This window comes from Microbispora sp. NPDC049633 (assembly GCF_040675265.1).
GTDB classification, from domain to species: domain Bacteria; phylum Actinomycetota; class Actinomycetes; order Streptosporangiales; family Streptosporangiaceae; genus Microbispora; species Microbispora maris.
The window spans coordinates 38291-51679 of the sequence record NZ_JBFAOO010000036.1 but is presented as its reverse complement, the minus strand read 5'-3'; the positions used below and the strand labels follow the sequence as shown (position 1 = coordinate 51679).

Here is a 13389-nt window from a genome sequence, read left to right as displayed (position 1 = left end):
GAGGAACCTGTCGTACAACGGCTCGATCCCGGCGGGCGGCAACGTCTCGTTCGGCTTCCAGGGAACAGGAGCGGCACGAACACCCACGAAAGGCCGTAGAAGACCGGGAACAGCGAGCTCAGCACGGCGCCGACGACGACCGGCCAGTAGGGATCCGGGCCGAGCCGGACCAGCAGGCCGATGCCGAGCCCGCCCAGCCCGAGGCAGTCCGCGGCCGCCAGCAGCAGCCAGCCGTACGCGTTGTCCGGCCGCCGCGCGGCGATCAGCCAGCCGAGGGCGGGCAGGAGCAGGGCGATCACCAGGAACGCCCACTGCGACGCGGGCGCCGGCAGCCCCGTCTCGAGCAGCGCGCCGACGACGATCCCGGCGGCGGCGACGGCGGCCATGCCCGCCGCGAGCGGCCGGGCCGCTGCCGTGGACTTCATGCCAGGCATCGTGGCGGGCCGGCATGTCCGTCGTCTATGAGGTTGTCCTCACATTCGATGCGGCTCCCCGCAGCCCCGAGCCGGGGGCCGGCCGGCTGCCGGGACCGCGCAGTGATCGTTAGCGTGAGACCACGTGGACGCCCACCGCCGCGGCGAACCGCCGACGGCACCTTGGGCACCGGATCCCCTACCGAAGGAGCTCTCTCGTGCCGATCGCGCCGAGATCGATGCGCAGCAGGACGATTCCCCTCGTGAGCGCGGCACTGGCGCTCGCCGTGGCGGCCACCGCCGCCCCCGCCGCCGCGGCTGCCGCCGCCGCCGGCACCACCGCGGCGCCCACTCCCGCTCCCACCGGCACTCCGCAGATTCCGGACTCGCCGGTGGGCGGGCAGCTGCGCTGGCTCCTGACGGCTGCCGCGGCCCTCCCGATCCCCGAGGACCAGATCAGGGCCCACTTCAGCGCCGGCTTCCTCGCGCAGGTCCCCCCGGCCCAGCTCAACGAGGTCCTGCAGAGCCTGGGCGGCCTGCGGCTCGAGTCGCTGTCCGAGGCCACACCCACCTCCCTGTCCGGCCTGGTGACCACCGGGCAGGGGCGGCTTCAGATCACCATGGCCGTCGACGGCGACGGCAGGATCGACGGCCTCGGGTTCACCCTCGAACAGCGTCCGGCGCCGGGCAGCTGGGCCGAACTCGACAAGCGCCTGCGGGCGCTCGCACCCCGGGTGGGGTTCCTGGCGGCCGAGGTCCGCGGGAACGGCACCTGCCGTCCCGTGCACACCCTCGCGCCGGACACCCCCCGGCCGCTCGGGTCCATGTTCAAGCTGTACGTGCTGGGCGCGACGGCCGAGCAGGTCAAGAAGGGCCGGCTCTCCTGGGACACGCCCCTGACCATCCGGCCCGGATTGAAGAGCCTGCCCAGCGGCACGCTCCAGGACCGTCCGGACAACAGCACGGTCTCCGTACGGGAGGCGGCCAAGCTGATGATCTCGATCAGCGACAACACGGGCGCCGACCTGCTGATCGACAAGGTCGGCCGCGCGAGGGTGGAGACCCGGATGAGCACGTGGTCCCGTCACGCGTCGCTGAACCGGCCGTTCCTCACGACCAGGGAGCTCTTCCTCCTCAAGGGCGCGGACTACCCCCGCCTCGCGAAGACGTACCTGTCGCTCGACCGTTCCCGGCGGTACCGCTACCTGGACACCACCGTCGCCCGTACGCCCTTGAGCGAGGTGAAGCCGTGGGCCAAGCCCAGGGACATCGGCAGGCTGGAGTGGCTGGCCTCGCCCGGCGACGTCTGCCGCGCCTTCGCGGGCCTGTCCGCGCTGAACACTCCGCCCCTCGACGAGGCCATGTCGGCCAACGACGCCGGGCTGGGGCTCGACCCGAAGGCCTGGACCACCGTCTGGTACAAGGGCGGCTCCGAGCCCGGGGTCCTCGCCATGGGCTACCTCGCCCGTGACGCCGCGGGCAGGACGTACGTGGTGACCGCGCTCACGAGCGACCCCGACACCGCGCTCGACGAGACCGCGGCCGCGCCCGAACTGCTGGCCCTCGTCCGGGGCTCGTTCGCGATGCTGGCGAAGGACCGCGTCAGGGGCTGAAGTCCCCCGCGGCGACGCGCAGGGTCTTGAGCAGGCCGAACATCTCGCCGAGCTCGGCGTCGTCGTACATGCCCAGGCAGAAACCCGCGTCCATCAGGTCGGCCGTGGCCCGCCGTACGATGTCCCGGCCCTCGTCGGTGATCTCGGCGAGCACGCCGCGGCCGTCCCGCGGGTTGCGCATGCGGCGGACCAGGCCGGCCCGTTCGAGGCGGTCCACCGTGTTGGTCACGCTCGTGGGATGCACCATCAGCCGCTCGCCGATCTTCGACAGCGGCAGCGACCCGGCCCGGCTGAACGTGAGCAGCACGAGGGCCTCGTACCTGGCGAAGGTCAGGTCGTACGGCTTGAGCAGCGTGTCCAGTTGCGCCAGCAGGATCTGATGGGCTCTCATGATCGAAGTGACGGCGGCCATGGCGGACGACGGGCCGAAGGTCGAACGCCAGGTCTCGGCCGCCCGCTCGATCGGGTCGAACGGGAGCTTGAGCGGCCGGGGGCCACCCGTGGGCGGCGGCTCTGAGCTGGGCGGAACGGACACAGCGATATACGGTAGCGCGACGCCGACCAAGATCGACCGGCGCACCGAGCGTAACCGAATTCATTCCTTGACCCCAGAACTCCCCCCGCCAGGGTCACGCTCCGTTATGGTTGCCACGTCGAAAGGTGAGGCGGCGGCAAACCCGGCGGCACGGGGAACCCCGTCTGCTAGAGGACGTCTCGCGGATCTTGTCTCGCGTGACCGCCCGGGTATCCGGGGCGGTCCGCCGGGGCAAGGGGGGTCCGCGGGGACGCGTCCGACGGCGGGCGAGGCGAGGCCGGCCGGCGAACCAGCGCCACGGGGAACGGCGTCGGTTCGCGCACCGCTCACACAGACACGGGGGAGATTCTCAATGGACAGCATCGCTGTCCCGGCGCCGCATGCGCGCCGGACTTCGGCGGCGCGGCCATGTGCCGCGCCCTGTTGTGGGTGAGCATAGGGGCGGTTCACGCGGTGAGCTGAGACACGGCGCGCTGGTCGCGGCGACCGTGCTGCTCGTGCTGGCGCTCGTCGCCGCGTGGAGCGTCCTCATTCCCGGTTTCATGGACTGGGATGACATAGTGGCGGCCGTCATCGGCTCGCTGCGCCTGACGGGACCGCTCGGAGCCGCGTTCGCGGCCTGGGTCGCGTTCCGCCGGCGCCGCGCCGAGCGTGGCCGCGTCCTGACGCCGTGGCGGGCCGCACGGGCACCGCTGTCGATCATCGCGGTCGTCACCGGCTCCTTCGGGGCGACCGTGCTGCTGCTCGGGCTGCGCGCCGCCCTGACGGGGCAGGGCGGGCCGCTGCTGCCCGGCGGTCTCGCCATGTCCGTCGCCGGGCTGGGGCTGTACGTCGTGGTCGGCTGGATCCTGGGCTGGCTCGTGCCGGTCGTCGTCGTGCCGCTGATCGCGGGCGCCGGCACGTACGGGCTGTTCGCCTGGCTGGCCACCGGGCCCAACTGGGCCGACCGGCTCACCCCCGCCACGGGTGAGCCGTACGACCTGATCGCGGGCGTCAGCGAGACCGCGTACACGGACCAGACGCTCTGGCTGCTGGGCCTCAGCACCGCGCTGCTGCTCGGCTGGGTGGCCCTGGTGACCCGGCGGACGCTGGCGCTGGCCGCCGCGGTGATCGCCGTCCTGGCCGCGGGGACCGGCGCGGCCCGGCTCGTCACCGGGCCGCGGACGATGCCCGTGAGCGAACGCCTCGTGTGCCAGGAATGGCCGATAAGCGTGTGCGTTCACCCGGCGCTGCGCGGGGGCCTGGCCGAGCTCGCCACCGTGTTCACCGCGCTGGCGATGCGTCTGAACGGGACACCGGCCGCCTTCCACCGGGTGGAGCAACGGGCGAACGGCGAGGAGGACCCGGCAGGATCGGAGGTGGTCGTCGTCCACATCGACGACCTCGGGTCCGGGTACGCCCAGCGGGCGGCCAACGAGTTCCTCGACCGCCTGGCCCGCCCTTGCCCGGGAACCGCGGCCGCGGGCTACCGGAGCATCGTCGTCGCGTGGCTGCGGGGCGTCTCACTGCCCGGCGGACCGCTGCGCGAGCATCACCAGGCCTCCGTATGGTTCTCCGAGCTGACCGAGGCCCAGCGCCGCGACTGGCTGCGCATGTTCTACTCCGACTTCGTCTCCTGCGGGTTGCAGGCCAGGCACTTCGGCGGCGGCTCCCAGCCCGCCGGTCCCGTGGCGACGGTCTATCCGGCGAGCCCCACCCCCGCGTACGCGCCGAACTATCCGGTCGAGCCGAGCTATCCGGGTACGGCCGTCGCCACCGGCATGCCGGCCGGCTCGGAGCCCGGCTGGGAGCGGAGCGCGGACCCGGGCGCCGGCGGAACCGGTATGGGGTGGACCGGCCCGAGCCCGTCCGCCCCGGCGTACCCGTCTCCTCCCGCCCCGAGCCCCGCGGGCCAGTGGCCGGCAGGTCAGGATCCGACGGGTCAGGGGCCGGCGGGTCGGGGTGGTCCGGGGTCGTGGGGCGTGCCGGGCGGCGAAGGCGCCCGCAGAGACGTCCCCTGGTCCCGTGGCCGGGGGCGGTCTCCGCACCCCTGGCGGCCCGGAAGGACCGGCAGGCCCGGGGACCCGGCGTCCCCCGATAGGCCGGGCGAGCCCGGCGGGAGCCCGTCCCCCGTTCCGGACACGCCCGACGCTTCCCGGCCCGGCCGCCTCCAGCCCGGCGGTCCGGCGGCGCAGGGCGGGAACCTGCCGGACCGTGGGCGGCCGTCGGGGCAGGGCGGCCTCGGCCGGACGGGAGGACCTCGTGGAAACGGCGGACAGGGCGCGGACGACGCCCGGGGCGGGCGTCGCGCCCGGCCCGAGCGCGTCCCCGGTCAGGGCGGCGCATCCGGCCGTACCCCCGGTGGCACCTCCGGCGGCGCTCCCGGCGCTGTGGGGAAGGACCGGCGTCCCGGGCACGACGCCGGACGCACCGACCGTGCCCGGCCCGCCGCGGGCGACGCCACCGGCGCCCGCGAGACGGACCCCCGGGAGAACGCGCAGGAGGACCCCGGCGTGGCCGGCGTACCCGGCGCGCTCCTGGCCCCCGCCGCGTAACGGACGCCCCAACCGTGGAGGGCACACCCGACGGGCGGTACCGGGCACGCCGGCGTCCGCCCCCGCCCCGTAGCGCGGCGCCACGGAGACGCGCGGCGCCACGGAGACGCGCGGCGCCACGGAGACGCGCGGCGCCACGGAGACGCGCGGCGCCACGGAGACGCGCGGCGCCACGGAGAGGCCCCGGTGGGGCCTCTCCGGGCGCATGGGCCGGACGAAAGACAGGTTTCGGAGGGCCGAAGCAGGGCTTCTCGGCAGAATCGATCTTGCGATGAGTGAGAGGGCCGGAATACCGGGAAGATTTCCGCCGTGGACCGTCAGACCCGCCCCTCGTTCGCGCCGGCCGACTCCGGCGCCGCCGCCACCGACGCCACGGACAGCGCCGGGGCCCCCGCACGCCGCTCCCGGCGCGGCTGGCGGGTGCTCGCCGGCCTGCTGTTCGTGGTCCTGCTGCTCGTGGTCGGCGCGCGGCTGACCTGGTCCTGGCTCAACCCGCTGGGCGAGCAGACCATCGACCGCAGCGGCCCCGCGCTGCTCCGGTCGGTGCAGAACCTGAGCCGGTTCGAGGCCGCGACCGGCAACTTCCAGGTCATCGTCGACCTGGAGAAGGACGCGAAGTTCGTGCCCGACGCGATCAAGGGCTCCCGGACGCTCTTCGTGGGAGCCGGGAACGTGGACGCCTACGTGGACTTCTCCACCCTGCCCAAGGAAGCCTTCACGGTCTCCCCCGACCGCACGACCGTGACGGTGCGGCTGCCGCACGCCGAACTGGAGAAGCCCAACCTCGACAACAAGCGGTCGTACGTCTTCGCACAGGAGCGGGGCATCTTCGACCGGATCTCCGACTTCCTGTCGTCGTCCCCGCAGAACCAGCAGGAGCTCTACGTGCTGGCCGAAAACAAGATCGCGGAGGCGGCGGCCGCCAGCGACCTGCGCTCCCGGGCCGACCAGAACACCAAGGCGATGCTGGAGGGCATGCTGAAGTCCCTCGGCTTCACGACGATCACGGTCAAGTACGCCGGCGAGCCCTGACCCGTCGGCCGCCGTGAGGCGAGAGCCGTACGGGCAGGGCCGCGGGCCGGTGGCTCAGCGTAGCGCCGCGATGAGGTCGTCGGCGGCGGCGTAGGGGTCGGTCTCGGCGCCGAGCAGCCGCTCGGCGAGCGCGTCGAGGCGGTCCCCATGGAGCACGGCGAAGCGCGACCGGAGCTGGGCCAGCGCGATGGCCTCGATCTCGTCGCGGGCCCGGGCCAGTCGCCGCCTGCGGGCCTCGCCGGACTCCTCCAGGTACGCGTGGTGCTTGTCCAACGCGGCCAGCAGGTCGTCGGCGCCCTCGCCCCGGGAGGCGACGGTCGTGACGATCGGGGGCCGCCACGCCGCCTCGACGAGGCCCGTCATGTTCCGCAGCTCCCGCACGGTCGCCTGGACGCCGTCGCGGTCGGCCTTGTTCACCACCAGGACGTCGGCGACCTCGAGGATGCCCGCCTTGGCGGCCTGCACGCCGTCGCCCATGCCCGGGGCGAGGATGACGACGGTCGTGTCGGCCAGGCGGGCGATGTCCACCTCGGCCTGCCCGACGCCGACCGTCTCGACGAGGATCACGTCGCACCCGGCGGCCTCCAGCACGCGCAGCGCCTGCGGCGTGGCCCACGCGAGCCCGCCGAGGTGCCCCCGGCTCGACATGCTGCGGATGAAGACGCCGGGGTCGGTCGCGTGGTCCTGCATGCGTACGCGATCGCCGAGCAGGGCGCCGCCGGTGAACGGGCTGGACGGGTCGACCGCCAGCACCCCCACCCTGCTGCCGCGCCTGCGGAAGGCCCGGATGAGCATGCCGGTCGAGGTCGATTTGCCGACGCCGGGCGAGCCGGTCAGGCCGATGACCCGGGCGCTGTACGGCCGGGCGGCGCCGGTGGCCAGCTCTGCCATCGCCTCACGCAGGGCACGGCTCGCCGCCGCGGCACCCGCCTGGCCTCCCCCGGCATGACCCGCGGTGCCGGCCGCGTTATGCACGCCGTTCTGCGCGGCGTTCTCCACGGCGTTCTCCACCAGCGAGATCAGCCGCGCCACCGCGCGCGGCCGTCCCCGCCGCGCCTGCCCGACGAGCTCACGGACGTCCACCTGCGGCTCCGATCAGGCGCCGGGCGCGGGCACCCGGACGATCAGCGCGTCGCCCTGGCCGCCGCCGCCGCACAGGCCGGCCGCGCCGAGGCCGCCGCCGCGCCTCTTCAGCTCGTGGGCCAGGGTCAGCACGATCCGGGCGCCGGACGCCCCGATCGGGTGGCCGAGCGCGATGCCGCCGCCGTTGACGTTGACCTTGTCGAGCGGGACGCCGAGCTCCTTCGCCGACTGCAGCACGACCTGGGCGAACGCCTCGTTGATCTCCAGCAGGTCGAGGTCGCCGACGGACAGCCCCTGCTTGGCCAGCGCCTGCTTGATGGCGTTGGCGGGCTGGGACTGCAGCGAGTTGTCCGGGCCTGCCACGTTGCCGTGCGCGCCGATCTCGGCCAGCCATTCGAGGCCCAGCTCCTCGGCCTTGGCCTTCGACATCACGACCACGGCGACGGCGCCGTCGGAGATCTGCGAGGCCGACCCGGCCGTGATGGTGCCGTCCTTGGTGAACGCCGGGCGCAGCTTCGACAGGACCTCGACCGTGGTGTCCTTGCGGATGCCCTCGTCGGCGGAGAACAGCACCGGATCGCCTTTACGTTGCGGCAGCGGCACCGGCACGATCTCGTCGTCGAACAGGCCCTTCTCCGTCGCCTCGGCGGCGCGCTGGTGCGACCGCGCGGAGAACTCGTCCTGCTCCTCCCGGGTCAGGCCGAGCCGGGCGTTGTGGTGCTCGGTGGACTCCCCCATCGCGATCTGGTCGAACGCGTCGGTGAGCCCGTCGTGGGCCATCGCGTCCAGGATCCCGGCGTCGCCGTACTTCACGCCCTTGCGCAGGCCGGGCAGCAGGTGCGGCGCGTTGGTCATCGACTCCATGCCGCCCGCGACGACGACGTCGAACTCGCCCGCGCGGATGAGCTGGTCGGCCAGCGCGATCGCGTCCAGGCCCGACAGGCAGACCTTGTTGATCGTGAGGGAGGGCACGGTCATGGGGATGCCGGCCTTGACCGCCGCCTGGCGCGAGGGGATCTGCCCGGCCCCGGCCTGGAGGACCTGACCCATGATCACGTACTGGACCTGGTCGGGGGAGACACCCGCACGCTCCAGCGCGGCCTTGATCGCGATCCCGCCCAGCTCGACGGCGGACAGGTCGGAGAGCGAGCCGAGGAGCCGTCCGATCGGTGTGCGTGCTCCGGCGACGATGACGGAACCAGACATTGAGACCCTCCACTACGAGATCGGGGCGACGGTGTCACCATACCCAGGAGTAGTACGGCCGCCCGGAAGCGGGCGCGGCGAAGGGAGACGGCGATGCTGCTGCGGATCGACCACGTGGGCGTTGCCTGCCGCAACCTGGAAGAGAAGATCGAGTTCTACGAGTCCGTCTTCGGCCTGACCGTCGTCAGCCGCGAGGTGAACGAGGAGCAGGGCGTCCGGGAGGCCATGTTGCACGTGGCCGACGGCGACCAGGGCGCGTCATACGTCCAGCTGCTCGAGCCGCTGCACCCCGACACCGCCGTGGGCAGGTTCCTCGCCAAGCGGGGCGAGGGCGTGCATCATATCGGGTACGGCGTGGCGGACGTCACCAAGGCCTTGGAGGAGATCGGGGCGAAGGGCGTGCGCCTGATCGACGAGCGGCCCAGGCACGGGTCGATGGGAGCCTCGATCGCGTTCCTGCATCCCAAGGACGTGGGAGGGGTTCTCACCGAGCTCGTCGAGACGTCCAGGCGCTAAGCAAACGCAAGAAACGTTCATACGTAACAAGTCGCGCAGAAAGTCGGAGGGGGCCTCCAACGCGGCAGTACCGGAGTACGCTGGCGTACCACCGGACGTGGACGCCACACCGGCTTCCTCGCCTCGGAACGACCCCCCGTCCGGCCCCTGTAGCCGTCTCGACAACCAGGATCGAGCCTCATGCAGTCCGACATCGACGCCCAGCTCAACAACTTCTTCGAGGACGCTCCATCTCGCGAATTCGACGTGGTGCTCCGGGGTTATGACCGGCACCAGGTCCACGACCACCTGAAGACTCTCGACACCGAACTGCGTCAGGCGAAGGAACAGGTCAGCGCCCTCCAGCGGGAGCTGTCCGACTCCCAGCGCCAGCTGCAGGAGCAGGAGAGGCCGACGTACTCCGGCCTCGGCGCCCGCATCGAGCAGTTGCTCAGGCTGGCGGAGGAGCAGGCCACCGAGCTCGTCCAGGCGGCCAGGTCGGAGGCGAACGAGATCCGCGCCGCCGCGAAGGTGGACGCCGCCGATCTGCGTGCGGCGGCGGAGAACGAGGCGGCCGAGAAGCGGGCGCTCGCGGCACGCGAGGCCGAGGAGATGCGCAGCAGCGCCGAGCGCGACGCCGAGGAGATCCGCTCGACGGCCAGGCGCGAGTCCGACGAGCTGACCGCCACCACCGAGCGCGAGGTCGCCAAGATCCGCGCCACCGCCGACCACGAGGTCGCGGAGAAGCGGGCGGACGCCGAGCGCGAGATCGCCAAGCTGCGCACCACGACGGAGCGCGAGGTCGCCCAGCTGCGGGCCTCGACCAAGCGCGAGCGCGACGAGGTGCTCACCACCGCCAAGCGCCAGGCGGACGAGATGCGGGCCCAGGCGCAGCGGATCCTGGAGGAGTCGGAGGCCAAGCGCGCCCAGGACGAGGCGGAGTTCGAGATCCAGCTCGCCGCCCGCCGCGAGGAGGCCGAGCGCCAGGAGGCCGAGCGGCACGCCACCGCCCAGGCCAACACCCAGAAGCTGGTGGCCGAGGCCGAGCAGCGTGCCGCCACCGCCGAGCAGCGGGCCGCCAAGGCCACGCAGCAGGCGGAGCAGACGCGCCGCGAGGCCGACACCCACGCCAAGCAGCTGCTGGCCAACGCCCGTAAGAACGCCGACCAGCTGGTGGCCGACGCCAAGGCCAGCGCCGACACGATCGTGACCGAGGCCAAGAGCGAGGCCGAGCGCACCCGTACGGCGATGCAGCGCCAGGTCGACGAGCTCACCCGCCAGCGCGACAGCATCACCAGCCACCTCGCCCAGCTCCGCCAGCTGCTCGGCGGCGCCCCGCTGCCGGGCGGCGACCCGGAGCCGGCGCCCGTCACCGCGGCCCCGCCGAAGCCGGCCCTGTCGGCTCCGCCGGTCGCGGAGAAGCCGGCCGTGCCCGCCGCGCCGGCGGTCGAGCCGATCAGCTCCACCAAGAGCGACGACGACGCGGAGTGGTGGCAGGAGTAACCACCGGCACAGTCGGGGAGTCTGCGACGGCTATCTGAGCGGGGCCCGGCGCCAGGCGCCGGGCCCCGCTCTCGTGTCGCGGGGACCAGCCGAGGGGACCCGTACGAGACAGGTCAGCCGAGGGACGTGACGAACTCGGCGACGACCCGGTTGAACGCCTCCGGCTGCTCGATGGCGGACAGGTGGCCCGCCTTCTCGATGACGGCGAGCCGTGCCCCCGGGATGGCGTCCGCCATCGCCCGGGCGTCCGTGATCGGCGACAGCTCGTCCTCGTCGCCCACGACGACCAGCGCGGGCACCGTCAGCGACCGCAACGTGCCGAACGCGTCGGGCCGCGCGGCCATCGCCCGCTGGGCCCACGCGACGGCCGCGGGCGGCGCCGCCTGGACGAGCCCGCGCACGCGTCCGAGGACCATCCCCCTGCGCTCCTTGGTGGTCGCGCCGACCATCGCGGGCAGCGACTCGGTCACCAGGATGTCCGTGCCGCCTTCCAGGACCGCGGCGGCGATGCGCTCCCTGTTCGCCCGGGCCGGCTCGGGGTCGGCCTGCGCCTTGGTGTCGGCGAGGATCAGGGCGCGTACGCGGTCCGGGTGGCGGCGGCACAACGCCATCGCCACATAGCCGCCCATGGACAGGCCGCCGATCACCGCACGGTCGACGCCCTCCCGGTCGAGCAGGCCGGCCACGTCGTCGGCCATGAGGTCGATCGAGGGCTCGTCGTCGCCGAGCACAGTGCCGCCGAAGCCGCGCAGGTCCGGGGTGACCACGCGGCAGGCGGACGCGAGTCCCTCGCGCTGGGCGAGCCACATCGCGGAGGACAGGGGGAACGCGTGGAGCAGGACGACTGGCAGGCCGCTCCCGGCGGATCGCGAGTACAGCTGCATCAGGTCACGGTAACGCGCCGCGCGCCCACGGCCGCCGTTCGTCACCGATTCGCGATCCCCGGCTCCATCAGACCGTGGTCGGCAGCGGGGCCGCGGCGGCGTTCACGCGCTTGACGATCTCGTTCAGCACGATCCGCACGTACGGCTCGCCGACCCACAGGTGCTTGGCCCCCTCCACGCCGACGACCTCGGCCTGCGGGGCCGCCGCGAACCGGTGTACGGCCTCCTCCGGCCGCAGGTAGTCGTCGTGCTCGGGCACCAGGGCGACCAGCGGGCGGCCGAACTCCCCCCAGGCGGCGACGTCCTTCTCGCCGGCCCGCTTCAGCGGCGGCGACAGCAGGATCGCGCCCCGCACGATCGGGTCGCGGCCCCACTTCAGGGCCAGCTCGGTGCCGAACGACCAGCCGAGCAGCCAGGCGTTCGGCAGGTCGTGGAAGTCGGCGTACTCCAGGGCGGCGGCGACGTCCCACCGCTCCCCCTCGCCGCCGTCGAAGGCCCCCTGGGAGGTCCCCCGGTCGGAGGTCGTGCCCCGCGTGTTGAAACGCAGCACGGCGATGTCGGCGAGCGCGGGCAGCCGGTAGGACGCCTTACGCAGCACGTGGCTGTCCATCATCCCGCCGTGGGTGGGCAGGGGATGCAGGCAGACCAGCGTCGCCACCGGCGGCCGGCTCTCCGGCAGCGCCAGCTCGCCGACGAGGGTCAGCCCGTCGGCCGTTCGCAGCTCGATGTCCTCGCGCCGGGCAGGCAGCACCGTGGACGCCCTGATGTCCATTCCCACCTCAAAAGCTCGTGTCAGTAGCGGCTGCGGCCCGGACCCCGGTTGGCCCGGTTGCGCCAGCACGCGGTGTGCCAGTGCCTCCGCTCGTCCTCTCCCCCGGACCAGGCCGGCCAACTCACCACATGCGGCAGCCCCGGCCTGATCTCCTGCTCGCATCCCGGGCACCGGTACGCCTTGCCCTGGGCGGCGCCGGAGACGTTGCGCACGACCCACTCGCCGTCGTGTGCGCTCTCCACCCGGTCCACCCCGGGCACCTGGGAACCCACGGGCCGTACGGCGCGGCCGTCCGGACGTTCGAACGGGCCGCGGCGACGGGCACGGCGGGGGCTCACAGCGGGCATCCTTCCGGGGGCTCATGTCAGGCAAGAACGGGAGATGACAGCCCATTCTTCCAGCACCGGCTCAGCCGTCGTACGCGCGGACGCCCCCGGGGCTCCGCGCACCACGCCGGCCCACACTCCGGTCTCGTCCGATGTCCGGGCCATGCCGGGCAGTCTCCCAGAACGCCTCGGGACCTCCGCGATCCCGGTAGGGTTGGCGCACATGCGGCTGGTCATCGCGCGGTGCAGCGTGGATTACGTGGGACGGCTCACCGCCCATCTCCCCATGGCCCCTCGGCTCATCCTGATGAAGGCGGACGGCTCGGTCTCGATCCATGCGGACGACCGGGCGTACAAGCCTCTGAACTGGATGAACCCTCCCTGCAAGGTCCGCGAGGAGGAGATCGACGGCGTGCTCACCTGGTCGGTCGTCCACGGCAAGACCGGGGAGAAGCTCGTGCTGACGATCGAGGAGGTCCTGCACGACTCCAGCCACGAGCTGGGCGTCGACCCGGGGCTGCGCAAGGACGGCGTCGAGGCACACCTGCAGGAACTGCTCGCCGAGCACATCACCACGCTCGGGGACGGCTGGACGCTGGTGCGCAGGGAGTACATGACCGCGATCGGTCCCGTGGACATCCTGTGCCGCGACCACCTCGGCGGCGCGGTGGCCGTGGAGATCAAGCGTCGCGGCGACATCGACGGCGTGGAGCAGCTCACCCGCTATCTCGAACTGCTCAACCGCGACCCGCGCCTGGCTCCGGTCAAGGGGATCTTCGCCGCGCAGGAGATCAAACCGCAGGCCCGCGTGCTCGCCGCCGACCGCGGCATCGACTGCGTGACGCTCGACTACGACGCCCTGCGCGGCATCGAGCCGGAGAACCCGACGCTCTTCTGAACCGGTCAGCCCGCGAAGTCCCGGTCACGGGCCGGTAGGCACGGCGGCACCGGATGTCCACCGTACGGAGGACACCGATCATCGTCCGGTCGAGG

At 73.0% G+C, this 13389-nt stretch carries 13 protein-coding genes; 6 read left to right on the top strand and 7 right to left on the bottom strand.

What is annotated here, in order from left to right; all coding sequences use genetic code 11:
* Positions 1 to 425, bottom strand: a 425-nt coding sequence (locus AB0J39_RS12550; RefSeq protein WP_363463716.1) for a hypothetical protein, incomplete at its 3' end; no start/stop codon positions are given.
* 206 nt (positions 426 to 631) lie between these two features.
* Here AB0J39_RS12550 and AB0J39_RS12545 point away from each other — a divergent pair.
* Complete coding sequence (locus AB0J39_RS12545) at positions 632 to 2026, top strand: serine hydrolase (protein WP_363463715.1); 1395 nt, start codon at positions 632 to 634, stop codon at positions 2024 to 2026.
* Here AB0J39_RS12545 and AB0J39_RS12540 read toward each other — a convergent pair.
* On the bottom strand, positions 2016 to 2561 hold the full coding sequence (locus tag AB0J39_RS12540) for a MarR family transcriptional regulator (protein ID WP_363463714.1): 546 nt from the start codon (positions 2559 to 2561) through the stop codon (positions 2016 to 2018). The two genes, AB0J39_RS12545 and AB0J39_RS12540, sit on opposite strands and share 11 nt — an antisense overlap.
* Positions 2562 to 2986: 425 nt before the next feature.
* Here AB0J39_RS12540 and AB0J39_RS12535 point away from each other — a divergent pair, with 425 nt between their 5' ends.
* Positions 2987 to 5095 (top strand): hypothetical protein, encoded by a 2109-nt coding sequence (locus AB0J39_RS12535; protein WP_363463713.1) that lies wholly within the window; start codon positions 2987 to 2989, stop codon positions 5093 to 5095.
* A gap of 309 nt (positions 5096 to 5404) precedes the next feature.
* Positions 5405 to 6127: a DUF4230 domain-containing protein gene (locus AB0J39_RS12530; protein WP_363463712.1), complete on the top strand. Its 723-nt coding sequence runs from the start codon at positions 5405 to 5407 to the stop codon at positions 6125 to 6127.
* A 54-nt stretch (positions 6128 to 6181) separates the two neighbouring features.
* Here the strand turns inward: AB0J39_RS12530 and meaB are convergent, their stop codons facing one another.
* Positions 6182 to 7210, bottom strand: a complete 1029-nt coding sequence (gene meaB, locus AB0J39_RS12525) for a methylmalonyl Co-A mutase-associated GTPase MeaB (RefSeq protein ID WP_363463710.1) — start codon at positions 7208 to 7210, stop codon at positions 6182 to 6184.
* Between the two features lie 12 nt (positions 7211 to 7222).
* Positions 7223 to 8416: an acetyl-CoA C-acetyltransferase gene (locus AB0J39_RS12520; protein WP_363463708.1), complete on the bottom strand. Its 1194-nt coding sequence runs from the start codon at positions 8414 to 8416 to the stop codon at positions 7223 to 7225.
* A 93-nt stretch (positions 8417 to 8509) separates the two neighbouring features.
* Between AB0J39_RS12520 and mce the strand changes: the two genes are divergently transcribed.
* Positions 8510 to 8932, top strand: a complete 423-nt coding sequence (gene mce, locus AB0J39_RS12515; RefSeq protein WP_363463707.1) for a methylmalonyl-CoA epimerase — start codon at positions 8510 to 8512, stop codon at positions 8930 to 8932.
* A gap of 180 nt (positions 8933 to 9112) precedes the next feature.
* Positions 9113 to 10414, top strand: coding sequence for a DivIVA domain-containing protein (locus tag AB0J39_RS12510; RefSeq protein WP_363463706.1), 1302 nt, complete (start codon positions 9113 to 9115; stop codon positions 10412 to 10414).
* 113 nt (positions 10415 to 10527) lie between these two features.
* Here the strand turns inward: AB0J39_RS12510 and AB0J39_RS12505 are convergent, their stop codons facing one another.
* From AB0J39_RS12505 to AB0J39_RS12495, 3 genes are all read right to left on the bottom strand, one after another.
* Positions 10528 to 11298 (bottom strand): alpha/beta fold hydrolase, encoded by a 771-nt coding sequence (locus AB0J39_RS12505; RefSeq protein ID WP_363463705.1) that lies wholly within the window; start codon positions 11296 to 11298, stop codon positions 10528 to 10530.
* A 67-nt stretch (positions 11299 to 11365) separates the two neighbouring features.
* Positions 11366 to 12070: an alpha/beta fold hydrolase gene (locus AB0J39_RS12500; protein WP_169982014.1), complete on the bottom strand. Its 705-nt coding sequence runs from the start codon at positions 12068 to 12070 to the stop codon at positions 11366 to 11368.
* A 20-nt stretch (positions 12071 to 12090) separates the two neighbouring features.
* A complete protein-coding gene (locus tag AB0J39_RS12495) occupies positions 12091 to 12408 on the bottom strand; it encodes an ATP/GTP-binding protein (RefSeq protein ID WP_363463704.1) in 318 nt (105 codons plus the stop codon).
* Between the two features lie 211 nt (positions 12409 to 12619).
* On the opposite strand from AB0J39_RS12495, the gene nucS reads away from it, so the two are divergent.
* Positions 12620 to 13294: an endonuclease NucS gene (nucS, locus tag AB0J39_RS12490; RefSeq protein ID WP_363463702.1), complete on the top strand. Its 675-nt coding sequence runs from the start codon at positions 12620 to 12622 to the stop codon at positions 13292 to 13294.
* Positions 13295 to 13389: the final 95 nt, after the last annotated feature.

Coding starts and splice junctions, on each gene's coding strand:
- AB0J39_RS12520 (WP_363463708.1), bottom strand. CDS start 8,416: ATGTCTGGTTCCGTCATCGTCGCCGGAGCACGCACACCGATCGGACGG.
- mce (WP_363463707.1), top strand. CDS start 8,510: ATGCTGCTGCGGATCGACCACGTGGGCGTTGCCTGCCGCAACCTGGAA.
- AB0J39_RS12510 (WP_363463706.1), top strand. CDS start 9,113: ATGCAGTCCGACATCGACGCCCAGCTCAACAACTTCTTCGAGGACGCT.
- AB0J39_RS12505 (WP_363463705.1), bottom strand. CDS start 11,298: ATGCAGCTGTACTCGCGATCCGCCGGGAGCGGCCTGCCAGTCGTCCTG.
- AB0J39_RS12500 (WP_169982014.1), bottom strand. CDS start 12,070: ATGGACATCAGGGCGTCCACGGTGCTGCCTGCCCGGCGCGAGGACATC.
- nucS (WP_363463702.1), top strand. CDS start 12,620: ATGCGGCTGGTCATCGCGCGGTGCAGCGTGGATTACGTGGGACGGCTC.